Here is a 21,154-nt window from a genome sequence, read left to right as displayed (position 1 = left end):
GGAATCTTTAACCCAAGGTGACCCCTGCTTTATACTAAGCCACGAGCTGTTTCAACGTGGCGGCGTTGAAAGGATGCTTTGTGCAAATAAGCCAACTCTAAGCAGTGTCGAAACGTTAATGTCACCCAGAAAAGTCGAGAATCCATTCATGAAACTTAGCCCTATTCACTATACCCTCTCCCCAGCCGATCCCAAAGGCCATCTGTATGAAGTCACCCTGACGATTTCCCAGCCCGCCACTCCGGTGCAGACCGTATCACTGCCCAATTGGATTCCTGGCAGTTATTTGATTCGCGATTTTGCCAAACATTTGATTGAAGTGCGCGCCAACACACAATCCGGTCAGCACGTGGAATTGGTCTCGCTCGATAAATCAACCTGGCAGTTTGCCAGTGACGGAGCGCCGGTGGTCTTGTCATATAAAGTGTACGCATGGGATCTGTCGGTAAGAGGCGCTCACTTTGATGAGACACACGGTTTTTTCAATGGCACTTCTGTATTTTTAGGGGTAGACGGTCAGGAGCAGCAAGCGTGCACTTTGGAGTTGTTGTCGACTGAATTTTGCGTCAATCAAGATTGGCGTGTGGCAACGGGCATGCCCGCCCTATCGGTTGATGATCGGGGTTATGGTTTGTATGAGGCCGAGGATTATGCGGCCTTAATTGATTACCCCTTTGAAATGGGCACCTATACCGAAATTCATTTTGAAGCCTGCGGCATTCCTCACCGGATGGTTTTGACAGGCCTGTTCAATATAGATACACAGAGACTTAAGCAAGATTTGATTAAAATCTGTGAAACGGAAATCAGGTTGTTTGGGGGTGAAGCCCCCATGGAAAGTTACCTGTTTCAGGTGATGGTCACCGGAAGTGATTATGGCGGCTTGGAACATCGTAACTCTACCGCGTTGATGTGCAGTCGCGACGACTTGCCTTATGTTGGCATGGAAGAAGCCACCGAAGGCTATTTACAGTTTTTGGAGCTGTGTAGCCATGAATATTTCCATTTATGGAACGTCAAACGCATTCAGCCGAAAGTTTATCAGCAATCGGATCTGAAAGAACCGGCCTACACCAATCAGTTATGGTGGTTTGAGGGCATTACGTCCTATTACGATGCCCTTATTCTATTGCGCGCCGGCATTATCGATGCTCAACAGTACCTTAAGGTGCTGGCTGAACAGATGACCCGGGTTTACCGCATGCCAGGCCGTTTCAAGCAATCGGCTGCAGAATCGAGTTGGTTGACCTGGACAAAGTTTTATCAGCAAGATGAAAACGCGCCCAACGCCATCATCAGCTATTACACCAAGGGCAGTTTGATCGCTTTGGGATTGGATTTGACGATTCGTCAGCACACTCAAAATCGTAAATCGCTGGATGATGTTTTGCTTCATCTTTGGAATCACTACGGTCAAACGGGCCAGGGGTTAGAAGAGTATGAGATAGAGTCTATCTGTTCACAGGTCAGCGGATTGGACTTGAGTGAATTTTTTGAGAATTATCTATATGGCACACAAGACCTGCCTTTTGCAGATTGGCTTCCTTTGGAGGGGGTGAGCTTCGGTTTGCGCGCACCGACCAGTTTGACCGATAAAGGCGGTGAAGCCCAAGGATCGCTGTTACCGGCTCATTTGGGTGCTAATCTGGCGGACACTGAACACCAAACGGTTAAGGTCACTCATGTTTGGCAAGGTCAGGCCGCTTATCAAGCGGGTTTGGCGGCGGGCGATGAGATTCTTGCCCTTAACGGCCTTAAGACCGCTTCGTCTTCGGTGATTGAAAAACAGTTGAAACGTATCAACCTGCAAAACACCTCGGTCAGTTGGAGTTGTCATTATTTTAGACGGGATGAGTTAAGGCAGGCCCAAATTGAACTTCAGCCTGCGCTCCATGACCGGGTTGAATTGCAGCTCAATGCAGAGAGCCAAAGTGCCTGGCTGCTGTTGGATGATAGCCAGCAGAATAAGACGGCCTGACGATTTGAGTTAGGTTGCAAGTGAAATAATGGGAATATCGGATTAAAGGCTTTAAACAGATGACAGAAGAATTGCAGGATAAATTACACGCCATAGAAGTCACACAGGCGTTTCAGGACGACACCCTTGAAGCTCTACAAAAAACCGTTGCGGAACAGCATCAAGAGATTCAAACCTTGAAAACCCAGTTAAGGCTTCTGTCGGAATACCTTAAAACCTTGAGGGAAGAGTCGATCAAAGACCCCGGTCAGGAGTCACCGCCACCCCATTATTAAAAGCGCACTGCTGTGTGGGTATGCACTTTAAATATCGCTCACCAGTAAGGCAGGCTCTATTTAGTTGTTATCTGATTGGCGAGTGTGGCACGAAGTCAATAAGGCTTTTCTGGCTAAGGCGTCTGCCATTAGGTTGCCTGGATTTCGGGCATGCCCTTTTACCCAATTGATTGAAACCGGCAAGCTCTGGCTGAGATGTTGCAGACGCAACCACAACTCTCGAGATTCAACAGGCCTGCCGGATTTGTGAATCCAGTTTTGCCGACGATAATGTTCGATTTTATATTCAAGCCCTTCCAGAAGGATTTTGGAATCGGTATACAAGCTGATGTTTTTAGCAGAAACCGAATCATCGACAAGCTGTTGCAAAGCGAATACCGCCGCAGTCAATTCCATTTCCAGGCTTGACGTGTGGCGTTTGCAGCCAGAGTATTGCCATACCTTTTGATGTGCATCAATGATGACCACTCCCCAACCTCCAAGGTTTTGCTGGGCATGGTAGCTTCCGTCGGTATAGACGCGCAGACTGTCTGTTGAGGTTTGGTAAATTGAGCTGGCGCTGTTAAGTTGTGGCATACGAAATTGGGTTTTAAATGACCTTTTAAGCATGGTTTAGGGATGATGGACGTATATTTTAGCTTATTTTTGGTTTCTTTTCTGGCCGCTACCTTGTTACCGGCAGCCTCTGAAGTGTTGTTGACCGCATTAGCGGCCTCGGGTCATGATCTTTTGCTTTTATGGTGTGTGGCCACATTGGGAAATACATTGGGCTCGGTTTTCAATTATGCGCTTGGTCGTTATTTTCTGCATTTTCAGGATCGTAGTTGGTTTCCGTTTAAAGGTGATAAACTGCAAAAGGGTCAACATTGGTTCCAACGTTATGGCGTGTGGTCCTTGTTGTTTGCCTGGGCTCCGGTTTTTGGAGATTTACTGACCTTTCTTGCGGGCATCATGCGTGTGCATTTTGCTTTGTTTGTAACGCTGGTGTTCATTGGAAAAGGCATACGTTATGCAATTGTATTGGGGATGCTGCAGTGGATCATGTTTTTTTGAATTGGGCTTAGGTTTAGCAGTAAAATCATTTTTAATCAAACTGTATTGACGAGTGCTAGAATAAGATTATGAAAATTCTGATTGTAATAGCTATCTTGGCCTATTTTGCGTGGTCTTATTTCAAGCCTGCTGAAGTCGTGCACCTCAAGCCTGGTGTTGAAGCCTACTCGGAGCCAACCCAGTACACGGTAGCTTATGCCGAACCGTTTACCTATAAAGAGCACATCTTAACGCCAGTCGCCGAGTTTGAGATCCAGGCCAAAGTCCTGCGGCAGGAACCTTATTATCTGGATCGTGCTTCAGAAATTTCTCCGGTGGATTTTGTGCTTGGGTGGCGCTCTATGTCCGACCAGGAAATAGTTGATCAATTTGAATTCCGTCAGAACTTACGTTGGTATTCCTGGCATTCCGAGACCGCTCGCATGCGCAACTATGAAATTATCGGTCAAACCGCGAATACCCATCTGATACCAGCCAACGATGAGGTGCGGGAAAGTATCAAACAGGTTAAAACCGGCGATATCATTCATTTGGTTGGTAAGTTGGTCAATGTGCAAGGCAAAGATGGATGGTTCTGGAAAACTTCAATTTCCCGACATGACAAGGGAGACTATTCCAGTGAGATTATTTGGGTTCAAGATTTGGATATTGTCAAAACCCTAGACTTGGATAAGCTGGAAGAAACCGACACACTCTAGAGCCGAAAGCTAGCTTAGCTTTTAACTCTAGACCGACAGGCCTGCCCATTTTTGAGGTATTAGTCACATTAATTCACATTAAGCCGTAGCCAAGTTTTGGACTGGGGCGGTTTGATGGTAATGTGGTTTTTGCGCAGGCTTTACAAGGATGTTTAAGGCTTGATTTCATTTGCTCAAATCATGAATAGTACGTTTTTTACCGCTGATGGCGCGTTTGGCGGAACGTGAATTTTTCACAAAGGTTTTCTTGGTCGGAGCGGCGGTTCTCTGGTCAGGGCGAGCTTCTTCCGGCAGATCCACACTTTTCAACAGTTGATTGATCTGTTTCCATGTCAACGGCTCGGTCTTGCCCTTACGTAGGTTTCTAGGCATTTGGAAATCACCATAACGTACACGTTGCAGACGACTGACCTGAACCCCTTGGGATTCCCACATGCGTCGCACTTCACGGTTTCGGCCTTCTTTGATGGTGACTCTGAACCAGTTGTTCATGGATTCGTCATCGGACTTCAGTCGGCTGATTTTCTCGAATTTGGCAGGACCGTCCTCAAGAACAACACCTTCTTTGAGCTTTTTGATCACCGAGTCTTCGACTTCTCCAAACACCCTTACCATGTATTCACGTTCGACTTCGTAGGAGGGATGGGCCAGGCGGTTGGCCAATTCACCGTTATTGGTCAGAATCAGCAGACCGCTGGTGTTAAGGTCGAGACGCCCGATGCTGATCCAGCGGCCATTGAAAATTCTGGGTAGCTGGGTGAATATGGTGTCGCGTCCTTTCTCGTCATTACGTGTACACACCCGCCCTTCCGGCTTGTTGTATAAAATCACCTGGGTCGGCTGTTTGGCCAATCGTGTCTGTTTGACAAGCTGTTCATTGACTTTGATCTGGTCGTCTTCGGTTGCCCGATCTCCGAGTGTGGCGGTACGGCCGTTGATTTTGACCTTGCCTAAAGAGATCATGCTTTCTACGGATCGACGCGATCCATAACCTGCTCTGGCTAAGATTTTCTGTAATTTTTCGCCGGGTACTTGACTCATAAAAATGCTCTAGTGCTCATTGTAAACTCAGTGGAGCCCCACTAAGCCGTAAATGAATTGCTGTAAAAAAGTGTAAGGGCCAATCAAGATCGGGGACAATAAACCCATCACCATGAGACCCAGTAAAATAAAGAACCCAAACGGAGCAATGCGGTTGTACTGCCAAGCCAGTTTTGGGGGAAGCATAGCCGACACTACATGACTGCCGTCCAGTGGTGGAATGGGAAGCAGGTTCAAAACAAGCAAAATCAGATTGATGCTCACTCCGGCCATGCCGCTGTATATCATAAAAGTCGCCACATCCGGTGCGTTGATTTGCAACAGCATGCCGAGTTTGGCAATGAATGCCCAGAAAATGGCCATAATCAAATTGGATGAAGGGCCGGCCATCGCCACCCAGGCCATATCGTGACGGGGGCGTTTGAAATTTTGTGCATTCACCGGTACCGCTTTGGCCCAGCCGAAAACGAAGCCGCCCAAGGTCAGCAGTAACAGAGGCACAACCACGGTGCCAATCGGGTCTATGTGTTTGAACGGATTCAGAGTCAAACGACCCAGCATTCGTGCGGTTTGGTCACCCAAGCGCGAAGCCGCCCAGCCATGGGCAACCTCATGCACGGTGATGGCGAACATTACCGGTATCGCCCAGACCGCTATTTTCTGTATCAGGGTGAGTTCGTTCACTCTGTATAGACTCCTTGACCCTGACGGATCAACACAGGTTCATCATCAGTGAAGTCGATGATCGTAGTCGGTTCATAGCCACTGAAGCCGCCATCGAGTACCGCATCCAGAGCATGACCCAAATCTTCTCGTATGCTCCAGCCGTCTGTCATCGGGTGTTGATCACCGGGCATGATCAGGGTCGAGCTGAGCAGCGGCTTGTCGAAATAAGCCAGAACGGCATTAGCGACAATATTGGGGGTGACTCTTAAACCAATGGTTTTGCGTTTAGGGTTCTGCAAACGGCGCGGGACTTCTCGGCTAGCCGGTAAAATAAACGTATAGGGTCCAGGTAGATGGCTCTTCAGATAACGAAACTGGGTGTTGCCAACCTTGGCGTATTCAGAGAGATTGCTCAAGTCGCGGCAGACCAGTGTGAGGTTGTGGCTGTCATCCAGGCCACGAATGGCTTTGATGCGTTTTGCCCCTTCACTGTTGTCGAGCAGACAGCCCAGTGCATACCCTGACTCGGTCGGATAGGCGATCACTCCCCCTTTGTCTAGTATTTCAACGACTTGCGCTAACAATCTAGGTTGCGGGTTGTCCGGATGGACAGAAATATACTGGCACTCTTTACGCACGTTATTTACTCTGCACTTTCTATTTGGTTAAGCATTGATGACTTCGAACTGAATGACATACTCATCCAAGCCTTTAGGATTAAGTCATTCAACTCAATATTATACCACTAAGTGATTCGCTAAGAAGGTTGATGAGATGACGGGGTGGAGGCGTGGTTGAAATGATGCCAGACTGGATCACACTGGGCAGGCAAAGGAGCCAACCAGCCTAATCCTCGCCACGTATGTTCCGGTCTATGGAAATCGGAACCTTTTGAAGCCAGTAGCCCAAAACGTTGCGCGCGCTCGGCCATGCCAATGCTGTCGGACGAGGATCGTGGCTGATTAATCACCTCAATGCCCTGGCCGCCGGCCGATTTAAAGTCCTGAATGAGTCGATTCAGTTTGTTGCTGGTGAATTTATAGATTGCCGGATGCGCAATGATTGCGATTCCTCCGGCTTGTGTGATCCAGTTTACAACCTGCTCGAGTTCTGGCCATTCGCTTTTTACAAATCCTACCCGACCTCTTTTTAGGTAGCGGTCGAAGGCCTGCTGGCTGTTTTTGACATAGCCAAGTTGAATCAAAAGCTGAGCAAAATGGCCACGGCCCACAATGCCTTCCCCAACTTGTTGTTCAAGCAGCTTTGGGAGGTTGTGTTGGCTGAAGTTGGGGCGTGCGCTTAACTTGTTTAAGATGGCTTCGGCTCGTGTCCGGCGCAAGTCGCGAATATGTTCAAGACCTGCTTGTAACGTTTTGTTTTCGCAGTCAAAATCCAGGCCTACGATGTGGATGGTGTGCCCTTGCCATTGACAGGAGATTTCCACTCCGCTGATCAGTTTCAGGCTTTCTTGACAGGCCTGCTGGTTTCGGGCTGACTCATAACCTGCGGTGGTGTCATGATCGGTGATGGCAAGCTGTTCAATCTGGTGCTGCACAGCCAGTTCGATTAATTGGCTGGGCGTTAAGGCCCCATCGGAGGCGGTGGTATGGCAGTGAAAATCAACTTTCATGGAATTCGTTTGTATTTTTTAAGTGGGTTTGAATGAGGTTGGATTAAAAATCTCTGACAAAAATGATTCTTTTACCGACGCCCGCTTTTAATCTGTCCTAAACACGGCTAGAATCCTCATTATCTTTGTCTTTCTGGCGTGGAAGACACTTTAACCGATAATTTAAGTTAACCAAAGTGATTCATGAAACTATTATTTGACCTGTTCCCCGTTGTTCTGTTTTTCATTGCCTATAAATTACAAGGTATCTATGTCGCCACCGCCGTCATTATCGTGGCAACAATCCTGCAAGTGGGGTATGTCTATCTTAAGCACAAGCGTGTTGAGAAAATTCACTTGATTACGCTTGCCTTGATTTTGGTTTTAGGCGGCTTGACGCTGATTTTGCAAGATGAGGATTTCATAAAATGGAAGCCGACCATCGTCAACTGGGGCTTCGCGCTGGTCTTTTTAGGAAGCCATTTCATTGGCAGTAAACCTATTATCCGCAGGATGATGGATCAAGCGATTCATCTGCCGGATTTGGTATGGATTAGACTGAGTTTCATGTGGATGGTGTTTTTCGTGTTTTCAGGGGTGGTCAATCTGTATGTGGCGTTCAATTACGATACCGATACCTGGGTCGATTTTAAATTATTCGGTCTGATGGGAATGACACTGGTGTTTATCATTTTGCAAGGGGTTTATATCAGCCGTTACATTCAAGAGTCGGATTCAAAAGCGGAAGCCAATGAACTGCTGGATGGAGTGGATCCCCATGACTCTTCAGAGTCTGCCAAAGATAAAAAACAGGACCGATAAGCCCTGTTCACCCATGATAAGATATCTTTAAATAAGCCTAAATTAAGCCTCTTGAGTTGAAAGGAACCGATGATGTTATATTCTATTTTTGCCTTTGATGTTGCCGACAGCTTGCCTTTAAGAGCGAAAGCACGGCCTGATCATGTGGCACGCTTAAAGGCATTGAATGAAGCGGGAAAACTGGTTTTGGCCGGGCCCAACCCGGCAATGGACTGCCCCAAGCCTGGCGATGAAGGTTTTTCTGGTAGTCTGATTGTGGCAGAGTTTGACTCCTTGGAAAAAGCCCAGCAGTGGGCAGACAGCGATCCCTATATTAAGGCGGGCGTCTATGAGAAAGTCATTGTCAAACCCTTTAAACAAGTTTTGCCCTAATCCGATTTTGATTTTTGACCTTGAGGTGTGAAAGCATGAGCAACCTGTCGTATTTAGTTCCCAAGCGCAATCAAAAACTCTCTTTTCAGTCGGCCGATCCGCTGGAGTGGCTCGAAGAGGAATTGGTTGAAATTCCGGTGTTGGGCTGGACTTCGGCCGGAGATCCGATACAGATGGAGTTGGACTATGATACGGTCACTGTGCCCTCTTCAATGGTCAAAAAAGAAACCTTTGCGTTGCGTGTCAAAGGCAATTCAATGCGCGACGAAAACATCGAGGATGGCGACATTGTCATTATCGAACGGCGTTCCAGTGCGGAAAACGGGGAGTCGGTTGTGGTGCGCATCAATAATGAAGAAGTCACCATGAAGAAGATTTATATCGAAAAAAGCGGTGTGCGTCTTCAGCCTGCCAATCCCGAGATGGAACCAATCATCCTCACCAATGATGAAATTGAGATATTGGGAATTGTCACCGGTATTTTAAGACAGCCGTAAGTTAGCCATTGTAATGAGTCTTCATGCACCTTAAAGGATCAGGATGTTTCCAGTTCATCTATTCGTAACCGGTGGAACCCTGGATAAGGATTATGACCCGATTAGCGGTGAATTAACCTTTCCAGCCAGCTGTATTCCCTCTCTTCTGGAAGAAGCGCGCTGCGGCTTGGCTCTGACGGTTGAGGTATTGTTCGAGAAAGACAGCTTGCAGATGACCGAAGAGGATCGTCGTAAGATTAACCTGGCCTGCGAAGTTTGCCCGGAAAATCATATTGTGATTACGCATGGCACCGATACTATGGTGGAAACCGCAAAGGCACTGCAACACAACAGCAAGTTGTCTGATAAAACCATTGTGTTGACCGGTGCCATGCGGCCTTATCGACTGAGCCAATCGGATGCCAGTTTTAATATGGGATCCGCGCTGATGGCGGCACAAATCGCTGGATCGGGGGTCTTCATCGCCATGAATGGCCGTTTGTTCCGAGCCGATCAGGTTAAGAAAAACCTAAGCGCCGGAATATTTGAAACGCTTTGACGGCACCCTCGATTGCCTTAGCGTTTTGAGTCCTGCTCTTTGCATCCATCTTTTCCCTAATACCCGGCCTGCTTCTTTAAGCCTTCTCTGAGTTTTTAAATGAAAATCATCCTTGCTTATATTGGCATTGTCTTAATTTGGACGACCACACCGTTGGCGATTAAATGGAGTGGGCAGACCGATTGGTTGTTTGGCGTGGCCTCACGCACTGCTTTGGGTGCCCTGCTCATTTTGCCGTTTTTGTTGTGGCGGTCAAATTCGGGTTTTTCATTTAAGCCCGCTGCCCTTAAGGTCTACGTCGCAGCCAGTATTCCGATTCTAGGAGGCTTGACTTGCATGTACTGGGCGTCCCAATATCTGCCATCCGGATGGATTGCAATCGTGTTTGCACTCACCCCGGTGGTTACAGGGCTTCTGGCGCATTTTTGTCTGCCAGATAGCCGTTTGACCCTGAAAAAAACCCTGGGGGTAGTCATTAGTTTGCTTGGCCTATTCATTATTTTTGCACCAAATTTGAAACAGCACCATGCCCAACTGCAAGTAATGGCGATTCTGGTAGCCCTGATGTCGGTTACTTTCCATTCCTTTGGTACCGTATTGGTAAAACGCATGAACCATCAATTGTCGGCCATACATGTGGTGGTGGGGGCTTTGTGGTTTAGCGTCTTGGGGCATTTTATGATTGCCCCAGAAACCCTGTTTCACTGGCCGGAACTGGGACTTAGAGAGAGCGGAGCAATTTTGTATGCCGCGAGCATCGGTTCGGTGCTCGGTTTCTTGCTGTACTTCTATTTGTTGAAGAATGTTGAAGCCATCAAGGTGGCGTTGATTCCGGTGATTACTCCGGTATTTGCGATTTTATTGGGCCATTTTCTCAATGATGAGGTTTTGAATGCAAGTGTGTGGTTCGGTACCGCGTTGGTGGTATTTGGCTTGGTTATCTTCGAATGGCGTTTTAGGGGATTTTTGCGTAACAAAGCGAGATTATAAAAGAAAATGAATTTTGGGAGTGGGTGAAAATGGGCAGGCCTGCCCATTTCTGATGTGCTTTCAGACGGTGCTTACCATTCCAGGCCACGTAAATACTTGAACAGCAGGCGTGCGGACTTGGGCGGCTTATTTTCATTTTGCTCTTTCTGCGCGTTGCGAATCCACTGACGTAATTGCTGACGATCTACCTGAGGATAATGCTCAGTGAATTCGCTGAGCGCTTCATCGCCTTCTTCAATCAAGCGGTCGCGCCACTTTTCAAGTTTCTGGAAATGAGCGTTCTGCTGTTTGGCGCGCGCTTCTTTTTCAGCCAGTTTTTCTTTGATTTCAATAATCAGGTCTTCATTTTGACGTAAGAGCTTGCCGACAAACAGTTTTTGACGTTTGATGGCCGGCCCCTTGTCCATTGTTTTAAGCATCAAAATTGCTTGCTCAAACTCGGCGGGCAGTTGCATTTTTTTGATTTCTGATTCGGTCATTTCTGCGAGTTTTTCACCTAAATCGGTGACCGCTTGCGCGGCTTTCTTGATTTGGGTGCGGCTTCCGAATTCCTCTTGCTCCCAATCGGGAATGTTTGTATCCGCTTTGGTGCGGTTGACATTGCGTGGTCTAACCATTGTTCTCTCCCATCATTGTAAGCCAATCTTGTTCAGTTAATACCGTGACTCCAAGCGCTTGCGCTTTAGTCAGTTTAGAGCCAGCTTTCTCTCCGGCGATGACAAAGTCTGTCTTGGCGGAGACACTTCCGGTTACGGTTGCGCCAAGCGCTTCCAGCTTTTGTTTGGCTTGAGTGCGACTTCCTTGTTGTAAGCTGCCTGTTAACACCACCACTTTGCCGGTAAAGGGCGAGTCCGCTGAAACGGCAGCCACTTGCGGTACTGGCCAGTGAATGCCGGCTTGCAGCAAGCCCTCGATCACCTCTAGATTATGGGCTTGTTTAAAAAAAGTTTCGATGTTTTCAGCAACAATCTCTCCGACATCCTTGACTGCAATCAGTTGCTCGGCATGAGCTTGCATCAGCTTTTCGAACGATTGAAAATGGTTGGCCAGATTCTTGGCGGTGACTTCTCCCACTTCCGGAATGCCGAGGCAATAGATGAAGCGTGCCAGAGTCGTTTCCTTAGCGTTTTGGATTGCATCGACCACATTCTGTGCGGATTTTTCAGCCATTCTCTCCAGTTGGCTGAGTCGCTCAACGGTGAGTTTGAAAAGGTCGTCCGGGTGTTTGACCCAGCCGACATCGATCAGTTGTTCGATCAACTTATCTCCCAGCCCTTGGATATCCAGAGCTTTACGCGACACGAAATGTTGCAGGGCGCGTTTACGCTGAGCCGGACAAAACAAACCGCCACTGCAGCGATAGACAGCTTTGTCGTGTTCCTTGATGACCTCCGAATGACAGACCGGGCAGTGAGACGGCATCGCAAAACAGCGGACATGCTCGGTGCGCTTGCTCAATACCGGCCCCACCACTTCAGGAATGACATCTCCAGCGCGGCGGACGATGACGGTGTCGCCAATACGCACGTCTTTACGAATGATTTCATCCTGGTTGTGCAGGGTCGCGTTCGATACGGTGACACCGCCAACCGCAACAGGCTGCAATCTTGCGACCGGTGTCAGTGCGCCGGTTCGGCCCACTTGTATCTCAATGTCCAGAAGTTCAGTCCATACTTCCTCGGCGGGAAATTTACGGGCGATTGCCCAGCGTGGCGCTTTCGCGGTAAAACCGAGTTCGTGATAATGGTCTATGGCATTGAGTTTATAGACGATGCCGTCGATTTCATAGGGCAAATCAACCCGTTTGGCTTGCAGTTTGTCATAGTATCGCTGCATGCCCTGGTCGCCGACAACCACCTCTGCATCCGGGTTGGTTGGGAGTCCCCAGGTTCTAAGCTGTTGAATAACTTCACTGTATTTTTGAGGCAGTGGCCAGTCGGAACTGATTTCTCCCCAGCCATAAAGATAAAAGCTCAAATGGCGTTGTGCGCTGATTTTGGGGTCCAATTGCCTAAGGGTGCCGGCCGCCGCATTACGTGGATTGGCAAAGGCTTTATCGCCTTTTTCAAGCTGTTTTTGATTGAGCTGTTCAAAGGTTTGCTTGCTCATGAACACCTCTCCGCGTACTTCCAACACCTCAGGCCAGCCGCGTCCAATCAAGCAAAGGGGAATCGACTGGATGGTGCGCACATTGTGCGTGACATCTTCACCGGTGGTGCCGTCTCCGCGTGTGGTGGCCTGAATCAGTTTCCCATGTTCATAACGCAGGTTAATGGCAAGACCATCCATTTTGGGTTCGGCGGCGTATTCTATTTCGCTCAAAGACGGCAAACGTTCGTGCAGGCGTTTGTGGAAGTTGCCGAGGTCATCTTGACTGAATGCATTGTCAAGCGAGAACATCGGTACCGCATGTTTGACCGACTTGAATCCCGCCAGAGGCTGATCCCCTACCCTTTGGGTCGGAGAGTCTGGCGTAATGTATTGCGGATTGGCTTTTTCCAATTCTACCAGTTGATGATACAAGGCATCATACTGGGGATCACTGATTTGCGGATCGTCCAGCACATAGTAGGCATAATTGTGCTGGGCAATCTCGTCACGTAACGCTTGGATTTGTTGTTCTATTGAGTTCATTGGCGAGTAGTATTAATTGGCGTGTAAACTCCCCGGAGAAAGCCGTCCGGGGCAGGAAAGTTAAAGGGGTTCAGATTCGTACTCAACGGCGGCATCACGCATTGCTTGCAGGTCGGATTCTTTAATAAGATGGCGTTCCATATTATAAAGTCGTCCATTCAGGCGCTGAGAAACCTTACGAGCCATCATGATCAGGTCATGCATGGCAGCGGGTGCACGAACGCTGGCAGGAAGTTCAAGTATCAGTGCTATGCCCGGCGTGCTATAACTCTGCAGGTTTTCACTTGGAAAGGTACCGGGTTCGAGAATGTTGGCCACGCGGATGATTTCGTTGCCTTTGCTGTCGGTGGTGACATAAATTTGGTTAGCGGATAGGGACAAGCCAACTCCCAATAAGGCCTGATGAACCGTATCCATCGAAAACTCCTGTCCGGATCCGCCCGTGCTCAAAACCAGTAAGGCAAAGATTTGCGGTTCGGTTTTTTCACCTTTTGATACGCCTGGCGATACCCCTTCTTTTTCCTCAGGAATGCCAAAGTTTACCTTGGGCTCGGTTGCAGCGCCTGCGCCGACTTCATCCAGCGTGTAAAGCTCTTCCACTTCCAAAACGTGGTGTTTCGGTCCCTTTTGGTCGCTGCTGTGAAGTTCTTCATCTGCAGGGTTGGAATCGGCTTGATCGGTTAAAGGCTGAGACTGTTCATAGGCGGCCTCAGTCGTGAATTCATCACCAAACGGCAGGCTAGTCTGGTTTTCCGGAACGTCGGGTTCTTGAATGTTCAAACGTGCTTCGGTTTGCTCGGAAAGCGCCGCGTGTGATTCACCCAGTGAATTTAAGGCTAGGGAAGCCTCCAGTTTTGAATGAGAGTCCTGGTTTGTTGAATCGGGTTGGGTTGAAGTCGAAACAGGGTTGGTTTGACTGGTTTGATCTTTTGGTTTTGTTTGTCGCTTTTTGCTCAAAAAATACAACACCGCAATGACAATCACTGCAAACACCAGCAAAACTTGCTGTAACTCATTCATGAAAACGGCTCCGGAATATGCGCTTAAACCTGGTCTCTCTCTGATTCAACAGAGAATTAAAGTCAATAAAGAAGATTGTACCTTTTATAGCCCCAGAATTTCTACTTAAAGTCAGTTAAAATCATGCTAAATATTGTGGTCAATACCTTGAAATAAAAGAATCCGCAAGTCTTTGTTTAAATCAAATTATAGAAAAACGCCTGAGCTTCTGTGTTTATATGCTTTGGCTGTTGGGATAGTGCTGAGGCACAGAAATGGAGAAATCAGTTAATGAAATCGAGCAAGTATGATGCATCTGGTTGTGACTCGCCTCTTATTCTAGGGTTGGATATCGGCACCAGTGGTATGCGAGGTGTCATTGTGCGTGCCAAAGGCTGTGACGAATCCACACGGGACAATCATGCTGAAAGCCTCGACTATTCAGAGGTTGTATACAGCGCATCGGTGCCCATGCCTGCACCGTGTAAGGAGTTTGCAAGTGGTCGAAGTGTCCAATCCTCTTTGGTTTGGGAAAAGGCGTTAATTGATTTATTGTCGGAACTTTCTGTTTGTGAATCGTGGAGCCAGATTGGTCATATCGTGGCCGATGCCACCTCTTCGACCGTGTTGTTATGCGACCGTAACGGTTATGCGCTTACCGATGCGTTGATGTATGACGATCAGCAGGCGAAAAGCCAAGCTCAGCTTATATCTAAAAAAATCAAACAGTTAGGCGTTGAAAGCGGTGCCCTGGGGGCGAATAGCACTCTGGCCAAGGTGCTGTTTATGCTTGAATCGGAATCTGAAAGGCCGGCGGAGACAACGCATATCTGCCATCAGGTGGATTTCATCAATGCCATCTTGCTCGGTCACCTCACGTCAACCGATGAGAACAACGCCCTGAAGCTCGGTTACGATTCGCAATTGCAGCAATGGCCGGAGTGGGTGCGAGCCGTATTGGCGGATGCTTCCGAAAAACAGGGTGTACAGATCGATTTGCCCGAAGTGGTTAAACCGGGAACGGTGCTGGGTACGATCGCTAAGAAAACGGCAAAACAGTTCAAGCTGCCTGAAACCGTTCTGGTGCATGCCGGTACCACCGACAGTGTTGCCGGCTTCTTGGCGTCCGGGGCTTCCGAGTCGGGAGAAGCCGTCACCTCGTTGGGCTCCACCATCGCCATCAAGATGATCTCCGATAAGCCTATCTTCAATGCTGAATATGGCATTTACAGCCATAAACTCGGGGACCACTGGCTGGTGGGAGGAGCGTCAAATAGCGGTGGTGCGGTGTTATTGAATTATTTTTCCTTAGACGAAATCAAACAATTGGTGCGCTGGTGGTTTGACCATCATCCCGAAAAGGAGTGTGGTCACCTTTATTCGACAGATTGCTATCCATTGTTGAGTCCGGGTGAACGCTTTCCTATCGCCGATGCCGATTTTCAGGGGCAGCTCCCTTTGCCTGCTCCGGATAAAGGAAGCACTGTTGAACAGAAAGCCGAATTTCTGTTGAGTTTGTTACAGGGGCTCTCCTATGTGGAAGAACTCGGCTATAATCGGCTGCAAACATTGGGAGCTAGCCGACTTAAGGCTTTATACTGTGTGGGAGGAGGCAGTCATAATGTACTTTGGCAGTGCCTGAGACGTTCTTATCTTCCGGTCACGCACCGTTCTCCACAATCGCTCGATGCAGCTTACGGAGTTACCCGGTTGGTTTCCGAGTTTTATACAGAATAATTTAAAGATATTAAGGAACTAGAATGGAATATCTAACAACAGATTCACTGATCAAGGCTCTTAACCAAGGCCCAGTCGACTTTAAAATCGTCATGCAAGTTATTGAAAATGAGTATGAATTTAGTCCAGTCCGATTTGTGAACGGTGATACGGTTAATGAGGCGAACACCAACAACGGTTCCTGTAAGATTTTTGCTTTTGCAAAAATGCATGGTTTGACTGAGCAGGCGACATTAAACGCTTTTGGTGACTATTACACGAAAGATGTTTTGCAACACCCTGAGAAAGAAGATCATCTGAATATTCGTAATTTCATCCGCAGCGGATGGAAAGGTGTGCAGTTTGAGGGTGAGGCTTTACTTAAAAAGTAATAAATCTATAACGAGATGTTAAGTAAGCAGCAAAACCAACAGGCCTGTTGGTTTTGCTGTATATCAATTGAAAATTGAATTTTATTCGGCGTGAACTTTTTTAACCAAGTCCAGATCTAAAAAGCTATGGCCATGGTTTTCACCCGCCAGCACATTAAAGGCTTGGTCGGCTTCACCCATATGGTCCAAGACTAGGTCGGCGTCACTGAAATCGTCTTCCTGAGTGTAGTCGTTGATGGTGATAATGGTTTTAACCTTGGCGGCAATTGATGACTTGATGCCGTTTGCCGAGTCTTCAAAAGCTATGGCCTCTTCCGGCTTCAGGTTCATCTGTTCCAATGCCCAGTCGTAGATGTCTGGCGCTGGTTTTTTGGCTGGAACAATATCACCCGCGGCAATCACTTCAAACCAGCTTTCCGAATCTGCCCCTAGAGTGCTTTCAAGCAGTGCCGTGACATTTGCCGGAGTGGTTGTGGTGACAACAGCCATTCTCATATTGTTTGCACGCGCTTCGTTGATTAAACGCTCAACACCTGGGCGCAGTGGGATAGCCCCTTCTGCCAGCAACTTGGTATAAAAGTCGGTTTTTGAAGCATGCAGGCCTTTGACAAAATCGTCAAAATTTTCCGGCTTTTCGAAGTCGGTATTGAATTTTTCCAGATAAAAACGGATACGTTCCTTACCACCTGTTACCGCCAGCAGTTCACCATAAAGCGCCTCGTCCCAGTTCCAATCCAAACCGGCTTTCTCAAATGCCAGATTAAAGGCGACGCGGTGTCCGTCTTTTTCAGTGTCGGCTAAAGTGCCGTCCACATCAAACAATAATGCTTGTAAAGTTGCCATTAGGTTATCCCCTATTACTTGATTAATTTGGTAAAGAATTCTCTAAGAAATGGGGATGAATAGCAAGAAATACAAGTCCTTTATCATTAAACCCAAAAAAAATCGTGTTTGAGGTAAAAAAATTTTGCTTGTTGCCCTTATTAAAACCTGCTATAAAATGCGGTTAAGAATTTTCAACTATGGTGCAAAAAGCCGAAGCAAGGCTTATTGCGGCATTTTTTTTGGTCTTAATTAATAACAACAAAAATTAATGGCAGAAGACCCTTATTTTGTAGGAGAAGAGCATGGATATTCATACTGATTTTATTGAGGACTATCCTCCATACGTACCTGAAAAAGGTGAAGAGTACATGAGTCCAAGAATGCTGGAACATTTCAAGCAAAAACTGATTGCCTGGAAACAGCAGTTGATTGAGGAAGCGAACACCACCGTTTCGCACCTGCAGAAGGATTCCGATACTCCGGCCGACCCAAATGATCGTGCCTCACAGGAAGAAGAGTTTGCGCTGGAATTACGTACTCGTGACCGCGAACGAAAATTGATCTCTAAAATCGATAAGTCTCTAAAGGACCTTGAGAACGGAGAATACGGTTATTGCAAGATGAGCGGCGAAGAGATCGGTTTGGCGCGCATGGAAGCTCGTCCAACCGCAACCCTGACGGTTGAGATGAAACGCAAGCAAGAGATTCGTGAAAAACAAGGTGTCGCCTGATCTTCAGGTTAAAGCATGTTGCTGTCACCTGCACTTTTCAAAAGCCAAGTAAATTAACTTGGCTTTTTTATGCCACTTTTAAATAAACGAAAGACCTGCCTTTGGATACTGAAACACTGATAGACCTGTTGTGTTTACCAGAAAGTTACCCTCACCCGGTTGAGCTGATCACCACAATTGAAACCCATATCTCGGTGGTGTTCTTGACAGGGCCTTATGCCTATAAACTCAAAAAACCAGTGGATTTTGGTTTTCTGGACTTTACGCAACTTGCGGATCGCCAATATTTTTGTCAACAGGAACTTCGCCTGAATCGACGCACCGCTCCTACTTTGTACCTGGACGTGCTGCCACTATACCGAACTGAGCAGGGTAAAATTACCTTTGAGCAGAGTCTTGCAGAGGACTCTAAGCCGGTCGAGTATCTTTTGAAGATGAACCAGTTCGATCCCAATGGGGTACTGGGACGTTATTTGAGAAGCAATGAATTGACGGCAACACAGCGTTTCCAGTTGGCGCATAAAATTTACGAATTGCACCATGGAGCTTGCCGGGTCGAAAAAACCTCCCATTTGGGAGAGCCAGAAACCATTTTGCAGCCGATGCTGGATAACTTTCCGACCTTGTTGGAAAATTGCCGTTCGGACTATCAAATACGCTTACGGCAGTTATTAAGCTGGACCCGTCAGCAATATAAGGATTTGCATCCCACCTTGAAACAGCGCAAGGCTGATGGGTTTGTGCGTGAATGTCATGGGGATTTGCATCTGGATAACATCACCCTGATTGAGGAGGTGCCGACGCTGTTTGATGGGATTGAATTCAATGACGAATTTCGCTGGATTGATGTCATCAGCGATTTGGCTTTTCTGTTAATCGATTTGGATTTCAGAAAACAAACTATGCTGAAACGCTATGTTCTGAATACTTATTTGGCGATGAGCGGAGATTACCAGGCACTTTCCCTATTGCGTTTTTACCAGGTTTATCGGGCCTTGGTGCGAGCGAAGATATCGGCATTAAGGTTGAATCAGCTTAATAAACAAACACTGGAATATCAAGAGTATAGGAACACAACCTTGCAATACATCGAGCAGGCGGAGGACTACGCTTTTGAACAATCCCCTCCTCGTTTGCTTCTGCTGCAAGGCATATCCGGGGCCGGCAAAAGCCATTTTGCCGAACAGATGCTGGAGCTGGTGGATGCGATTATCATCAGCTCGGATATTGAACGCAAGCGCCTTTACGGAATCTCCCCGACAACTCGAGTTGATGTAGCACTTAAAGCGGAGCTCTACTCGCCTGAAATGAGTCGTCGGACCTATCGGCGTTTACGGGATTTGGCGGCTGAAATTTTGCAGCAAGGACGGTCGGTGATGGTGGACGCCACCTTTCTGAAAGAAGATCATCGTCGACCCTTTATGGAACTGGCACAGGACATGGGGTTTGATTTTGGGCTGATTTTCATTGATGTTGAGGAGGAGTTTGCTAAGAAGTCAATCGAGCAGCGCATTCAGTTGGACGACAGTCCTTCGGATGCGGATGTTGATGTGATGCATCGTCAGTTGACCTTATTGGAGCCGCCTACGTCTCGAGAGCCGTCACTGACACTTAAAGCAAAAGAAATCCGTCGTATTTTTCCTCTAGCCCAGCTTCAGAATTTTCTGGACCTGCCGATAAACAATTAATCATGGATTAAGGTTCCTTTAAAGGCTAATGGTGCCTTGATTGAGACAAGGTTGTGGGGTTGGTATGGATTTGTTCAGGAAAGGAAGCTGTGTCTGTCTAATGGCGGCCGTGCTGCAGATGTGGGTGCTTTCGGTTGAAGCAGAAGATGAAACAAAGCCGTCTTTGGATCAGGTGACGTTACTCGGAATTGATCTGGTCACTGCGGATCTCAACCAGGTACGGGAGCAGTTGTGGGCGATAGGCGGATTCATGCAGGCGCGTTCAACCGTTAGACAGAGAAATGTCGATAAGTTTTTCACCTGGTCTCGCATGCGTGACAGTTACTATGTGGAGTTTCGTTATAATAATTTGGGCAAGGTGACCTCCGTCAAACGACTGTATCGCCCCTACTCGATTGAACATCAGAATAGACGGACGGCGATTACCACGGATGAAGTCGCTGAGCAGTTGTTGGCCGGTTTGGGTGAGACGCCCTTTATGGCGAGAAAAGGTTGGGGTGGGAGCTTGTCGTATTCCAGTTACCGCTGGGAAGATGATAAGATTCAGATATTGGTCGATCGTGAAGGCGGCGAGCAGTTTGGCAATGTCTTTGTTCGGTATACGGTAAAAACGCAATCGCCCTATGCGGTCGCTCAAAACGACTGAGCCTGATTTCAACCGCTAAACAGAGCGCACAAAATTCAATTTTCAAGGATGCTATTTAATGAATGTTTCAAACAGTCCTTCTGCAATGGCGGTGAGCGGTATCAATCAGGGTTTTCAACGCCTGGCGGAAAATACACAAAACATCATTGATCCGCAAAGTGGACAGCAACTCGAGAGTTTGGTCGACAATACCCTGGCCGAGAAACAAGTTCAGGCCTCCGCAAAAGCCTTAAAAACTTATGATGAAATGATCGGCTCACTGATTGACGTCATCGCCTAGATTTCCCCTTTTTGACAAACTCAATAGAATTGAGGTTTGATTCTAAAACTGGTCGCTTTTGAACAAGCTATCACTCAAAAAAAGTTCAATTTGCGGTTTGGCCTCCTCCAGATGTTGGAACGCATGGTCTCCCCCTTCAAATATCAGGCATTGCTGCCTGTCGTCTTTTTTATAGTGTTTCAGCGTGGATTGGTAAGGGATGATTTCATCTCCCTTATCCAGCAAAAGCAGACTATCCAATGGTTTGGCAGCAGTTTGCGGGTAAAATTCAGCCAGCTTGTCTCGATAGATCTGGTCAATGAACAGTTCTTCACGGGTATGCGGATTGTAGTGCATACCATAATAATTCGACATAAGAGCAATCGGATCGAGCGCCGGATTGATCATAAGCAGCGGAACGCGGTAATAATGTGCCAGATAACGGGCATAAAACCCGCCCATGGAAGAGCCGGCCAGAAACCATTTTCTTTCAGAATTGAGCAGGCCTGTCTGTTTTATGAATTGGTGCAGAAAACGCATGCTTTCTTGTGGGTCTTGCATTGGATAGGTCGGTGTCAAAACCCGGCAGTGGATGCTTGACGAGGACGAACTCTTCCGAACTGCGAATGCCTGCTTGAACCATTGCCCTTTTAGGCTGTTTCCGCTGCTTAAAAAGCCGTGTAGATAGACGCAACTGCATTGCCCCATTCTGTTAAAATCTCCGC

The 21,154-nt window shown here is 47.5% G+C and carries 25 protein-coding genes; 15 read left to right on the top strand and 10 right to left on the bottom strand.

All coding sequences use genetic code 11. The annotated features are described in order from the left end of the window. Positions 1-148: 148 nt before the first annotated feature. Both B076_RS12310 and B076_RS0106500 read left to right on the top strand, forming a co-directional pair. Positions 149-1,978, top strand: a complete 1,830-nt coding sequence (locus B076_RS12310) for a M61 family metallopeptidase (RefSeq protein ID WP_051347372.1) — start codon at positions 149-151, stop codon at positions 1,976-1,978. Positions 1,979-2,037: 59 nt separating this feature from the next. Further along, positions 2,038-2,253, top strand: a complete 216-nt coding sequence (locus B076_RS0106500; RefSeq protein ID WP_028486605.1) for a SlyX family protein — start codon at positions 2,038-2,040, stop codon at positions 2,251-2,253. 60 nt (positions 2,254-2,313) lie between these two features. Here the strand turns inward: B076_RS0106500 and B076_RS12305 are convergent, their stop codons facing one another. Further along, entirely contained in the window at positions 2,314-2,829 is a 516-nt protein-coding gene (locus B076_RS12305; RefSeq protein ID WP_051347223.1) for a ribonuclease H family protein, read from the bottom strand. Between the two features lie 42 nt (positions 2,830-2,871). Between B076_RS12305 and B076_RS0106490 the strand changes: the two genes are divergently transcribed. Beyond that, a complete protein-coding gene (locus tag B076_RS0106490; protein ID WP_245566332.1) occupies positions 2,872-3,306 on the top strand; it encodes a YqaA family protein in 435 nt (144 codons plus the stop codon). A 68-nt stretch (positions 3,307-3,374) separates the two neighbouring features. Next, positions 3,375-4,004 carry a hypothetical protein gene (locus B076_RS12300; protein WP_051347222.1) on the top strand — a complete coding sequence of 210 codons (630 nt, stop codon included), beginning with the start codon at positions 3,375-3,377 and terminating at the stop codon, positions 4,002-4,004. A 165-nt stretch (positions 4,005-4,169) separates the two neighbouring features. Here the strand turns inward: B076_RS12300 and rluB are convergent, their stop codons facing one another. The 4 genes from rluB to B076_RS0106465 all read right to left on the bottom strand — a co-directional run bounded on the left by rluB (position 4,170) and on the right by B076_RS0106465 (position 7,341). Beyond that, complete coding sequence (gene rluB, locus B076_RS0106480; RefSeq protein ID WP_038150463.1) at positions 4,170-5,045, bottom strand: 23S rRNA pseudouridine(2605) synthase RluB; 876 nt, start codon at positions 5,043-5,045, stop codon at positions 4,170-4,172. Between the two features lie 27 nt (positions 5,046-5,072). Continuing rightward, a complete protein-coding gene (locus B076_RS0106475) occupies positions 5,073-5,729 on the bottom strand; it encodes a site-2 protease family protein (protein WP_028486602.1) in 657 nt (218 codons plus the stop codon). Continuing rightward, the gene (locus tag B076_RS0106470) at positions 5,726-6,349 is read right to left on the bottom strand and encodes an L-threonylcarbamoyladenylate synthase (RefSeq protein ID WP_028486601.1); all 624 of its coding nucleotides are present in this window, start codon (positions 6,347-6,349) and stop codon (positions 5,726-5,728) included. Before B076_RS0106470 ends, B076_RS0106475 begins: the two co-directional genes overlap by 4 nt. A 119-nt stretch (positions 6,350-6,468) precedes the next feature. Beyond that, entirely contained in the window at positions 6,469-7,341 is an 873-nt protein-coding gene (locus tag B076_RS0106465; protein ID WP_028486600.1) for a PHP domain-containing protein, read from the bottom strand. A gap of 183 nt (positions 7,342-7,524) precedes the next feature. Between B076_RS0106465 and B076_RS0106460 the strand changes: the two genes are divergently transcribed. The 5 genes from B076_RS0106460 (at position 7,525) to B076_RS0106440 (ending at position 10,539) form a co-directional block, all read left to right on the top strand. Continuing rightward, positions 7,525-8,142, top strand: a complete 618-nt coding sequence (locus B076_RS0106460) for a septation protein A (RefSeq protein ID WP_028486599.1) — start codon at positions 7,525-7,527, stop codon at positions 8,140-8,142. A 72-nt stretch (positions 8,143-8,214) separates the two neighbouring features. Next, positions 8,215-8,514, top strand: a complete 300-nt coding sequence (locus B076_RS0106455) for a YciI family protein (RefSeq protein WP_028486598.1) — start codon at positions 8,215-8,217, stop codon at positions 8,512-8,514. Between the two features lie 35 nt (positions 8,515-8,549). Further along, complete coding sequence (gene lexA, locus B076_RS0106450) at positions 8,550-9,011, top strand: transcriptional repressor LexA (protein ID WP_028486597.1); 462 nt, start codon at positions 8,550-8,552, stop codon at positions 9,009-9,011. Positions 9,012-9,054: 43 nt separating this feature from the next. Beyond that, positions 9,055-9,549: an asparaginase domain-containing protein gene (locus tag B076_RS0106445; RefSeq protein WP_028486596.1), complete on the top strand. Its 495-nt coding sequence runs from the start codon at positions 9,055-9,057 to the stop codon at positions 9,547-9,549. A 99-nt stretch (positions 9,550-9,648) separates the two neighbouring features. Then, entirely contained in the window at positions 9,649-10,539 is an 891-nt protein-coding gene (locus B076_RS0106440) for a DMT family transporter (RefSeq protein ID WP_028486595.1), read from the top strand. A gap of 71 nt (positions 10,540-10,610) precedes the next feature. On the opposite strand, the gene yjgA is transcribed toward B076_RS0106440, so the two are convergent. From yjgA to B076_RS0106425, 3 genes are read right to left on the bottom strand one after another with little or no spacing between them, the layout of a single operon-like run. Next, positions 10,611-11,156, bottom strand: coding sequence for a ribosome biogenesis factor YjgA (yjgA, locus tag B076_RS0106435; RefSeq protein ID WP_028486594.1), 546 nt, complete (start codon positions 11,154-11,156; stop codon positions 10,611-10,613). Beyond that, the gene (gene ligA / locus B076_RS0106430) at positions 11,149-13,173 is read right to left on the bottom strand and encodes an NAD-dependent DNA ligase LigA (protein WP_038150462.1); all 2,025 of its coding nucleotides are present in this window, start codon (positions 13,171-13,173) and stop codon (positions 11,149-11,151) included. The genes yjgA and ligA overlap by 8 nt, the downstream gene beginning before the upstream one ends. Before the next feature lie 60 nt (positions 13,174-13,233). Continuing rightward, positions 13,234-14,193: a cell division protein ZipA gene (locus tag B076_RS0106425; RefSeq protein ID WP_028486592.1), complete on the bottom strand. Its 960-nt coding sequence runs from the start codon at positions 14,191-14,193 to the stop codon at positions 13,234-13,236. Between the two features lie 270 nt (positions 14,194-14,463). Here B076_RS0106425 and B076_RS12295 point away from each other — a divergent pair, with 270 nt between their 5' ends. Both B076_RS12295 and B076_RS0106415 read left to right on the top strand, forming a co-directional pair. Further along, positions 14,464-15,909 (top strand): FGGY-family carbohydrate kinase, encoded by a 1,446-nt coding sequence (locus tag B076_RS12295; RefSeq protein WP_051347221.1) that lies wholly within the window; start codon positions 14,464-14,466, stop codon positions 15,907-15,909. A 23-nt stretch (positions 15,910-15,932) separates the two neighbouring features. After that, entirely contained in the window at positions 15,933-16,280 is a 348-nt protein-coding gene (locus tag B076_RS0106415; protein WP_028486591.1) for a HopJ type III effector protein, read from the top strand. An 81-nt stretch (positions 16,281-16,361) separates the two neighbouring features. Here the strand turns inward: B076_RS0106415 and B076_RS0106410 are convergent, their stop codons facing one another. Beyond that, positions 16,362-17,123, bottom strand: coding sequence for an HAD family hydrolase (locus B076_RS0106410; protein WP_028486590.1), 762 nt, complete (start codon positions 17,121-17,123; stop codon positions 16,362-16,364). 284 nt (positions 17,124-17,407) lie between these two features. Between B076_RS0106410 and dksA the strand changes: the two genes are divergently transcribed. From dksA to B076_RS0106390, 4 genes are all read left to right on the top strand, one after another. Beyond that, positions 17,408-17,836 (top strand): RNA polymerase-binding protein DksA, encoded by a 429-nt coding sequence (dksA, locus tag B076_RS0106405; protein ID WP_028486589.1) that lies wholly within the window; start codon positions 17,408-17,410, stop codon positions 17,834-17,836. Between the two features lie 101 nt (positions 17,837-17,937). Beyond that, entirely contained in the window at positions 17,938-19,524 is a 1,587-nt protein-coding gene (locus tag B076_RS0106400) for a bifunctional aminoglycoside phosphotransferase/ATP-binding protein (protein WP_051347220.1), read from the top strand. Between the two features lie 100 nt (positions 19,525-19,624). After that, positions 19,625-20,170 (top strand): hypothetical protein, encoded by a 546-nt coding sequence (locus tag B076_RS0106395; RefSeq protein WP_096777343.1) that lies wholly within the window; start codon positions 19,625-19,627, stop codon positions 20,168-20,170. 58 nt (positions 20,171-20,228) lie between these two features. Continuing rightward, entirely contained in the window at positions 20,229-20,450 is a 222-nt protein-coding gene (locus B076_RS0106390; RefSeq protein ID WP_028486586.1) for a hypothetical protein, read from the top strand. Between the two features lie 42 nt (positions 20,451-20,492). Here B076_RS0106390 and B076_RS0106385 read toward each other — a convergent pair whose 3' ends face one another. Continuing rightward, the gene (locus B076_RS0106385) at positions 20,493-21,137 is read right to left on the bottom strand and encodes a YqiA/YcfP family alpha/beta fold hydrolase (protein ID WP_084205721.1); all 645 of its coding nucleotides are present in this window, start codon (positions 21,135-21,137) and stop codon (positions 20,493-20,495) included. Positions 21,138-21,154 lie beyond the last annotated feature (17 nt).

The organism is Thiomicrorhabdus chilensis DSM 12352 (genome assembly GCF_000483485.1).
Taxonomy (GTDB): domain Bacteria; phylum Pseudomonadota; class Gammaproteobacteria; order Thiomicrospirales; family Thiomicrospiraceae; genus Thiomicrorhabdus; species Thiomicrorhabdus chilensis.
Note: the sequence above shows the minus strand (reverse complement) of the source record. Positions and strands in the feature narration are given on the sequence as shown.

What these genes read in the sequence shown, in the direction of transcription:
- B076_RS0106410 (WP_028486590.1), bottom strand. Translation starts at nt 17,123, where the DNA reads ATGGCAACTTTACAAGCATTATTGTTTGATGTGGACGGCACTTTAGCC.
- B076_RS0106465 (WP_028486600.1), bottom strand. Translation starts at nt 7,341, where the DNA reads ATGAAAGTTGATTTTCACTGCCATACCACCGCCTCCGATGGGGCCTTA.
- ligA (WP_038150462.1), bottom strand. Translation starts at nt 13,173, where the DNA reads ATGAACTCAATAGAACAACAAATCCAAGCGTTACGTGACGAGATTGCC.
- B076_RS12295 (WP_051347221.1), top strand. Translation starts at nt 14,464, where the DNA reads ATGAAATCGAGCAAGTATGATGCATCTGGTTGTGACTCGCCTCTTATT.
- B076_RS0106445 (WP_028486596.1), top strand. Translation starts at nt 9,055, where the DNA reads ATGTTTCCAGTTCATCTATTCGTAACCGGTGGAACCCTGGATAAGGAT.
- yjgA (WP_028486594.1), bottom strand. Translation starts at nt 11,156, where the DNA reads ATGGTTAGACCACGCAATGTCAACCGCACCAAAGCGGATACAAACATT.
- lexA (WP_028486597.1), top strand. Translation starts at nt 8,550, where the DNA reads ATGAGCAACCTGTCGTATTTAGTTCCCAAGCGCAATCAAAAACTCTCT.
- B076_RS0106425 (WP_028486592.1), bottom strand. Translation starts at nt 14,193, where the DNA reads ATGAATGAGTTACAGCAAGTTTTGCTGGTGTTTGCAGTGATTGTCATT.
- B076_RS0106440 (WP_028486595.1), top strand. Translation starts at nt 9,649, where the DNA reads ATGAAAATCATCCTTGCTTATATTGGCATTGTCTTAATTTGGACGACC.
- B076_RS0106500 (WP_028486605.1), top strand. Translation starts at nt 2,038, where the DNA reads ATGACAGAAGAATTGCAGGATAAATTACACGCCATAGAAGTCACACAG.
- dksA (WP_028486589.1), top strand. Translation starts at nt 17,408, where the DNA reads ATGGATATTCATACTGATTTTATTGAGGACTATCCTCCATACGTACCT.
- rluB (WP_038150463.1), bottom strand. Translation starts at nt 5,045, where the DNA reads ATGAGTCAAGTACCCGGCGAAAAATTACAGAAAATCTTAGCCAGAGCA.
- B076_RS12310 (WP_051347372.1), top strand. Translation starts at nt 149, where the DNA reads ATGAAACTTAGCCCTATTCACTATACCCTCTCCCCAGCCGATCCCAAA.
- B076_RS0106460 (WP_028486599.1), top strand. Translation starts at nt 7,525, where the DNA reads ATGAAACTATTATTTGACCTGTTCCCCGTTGTTCTGTTTTTCATTGCC.
- B076_RS0106390 (WP_028486586.1), top strand. Translation starts at nt 20,229, where the DNA reads ATGAATGTTTCAAACAGTCCTTCTGCAATGGCGGTGAGCGGTATCAAT.
- B076_RS0106385 (WP_084205721.1), bottom strand. Translation starts at nt 21,137, where the DNA reads ATGGGGCAATGCAGTTGCGTCTATCTACACGGCTTTTTAAGCAGCGGA.
- B076_RS12300 (WP_051347222.1), top strand. Translation starts at nt 3,375, where the DNA reads ATGAAAATTCTGATTGTAATAGCTATCTTGGCCTATTTTGCGTGGTCT.
- B076_RS0106490 (WP_245566332.1), top strand. Translation starts at nt 2,872, where the DNA reads ATGATGGACGTATATTTTAGCTTATTTTTGGTTTCTTTTCTGGCCGCT.
- B076_RS0106395 (WP_096777343.1), top strand. Translation starts at nt 19,625, where the DNA reads ATGGCGGCCGTGCTGCAGATGTGGGTGCTTTCGGTTGAAGCAGAAGAT.
- B076_RS12305 (WP_051347223.1), bottom strand. Translation starts at nt 2,829, where the DNA reads ATGCCACAACTTAACAGCGCCAGCTCAATTTACCAAACCTCAACAGAC.
- B076_RS0106455 (WP_028486598.1), top strand. Translation starts at nt 8,215, where the DNA reads ATGTTATATTCTATTTTTGCCTTTGATGTTGCCGACAGCTTGCCTTTA.
- B076_RS0106415 (WP_028486591.1), top strand. Translation starts at nt 15,933, where the DNA reads ATGGAATATCTAACAACAGATTCACTGATCAAGGCTCTTAACCAAGGC.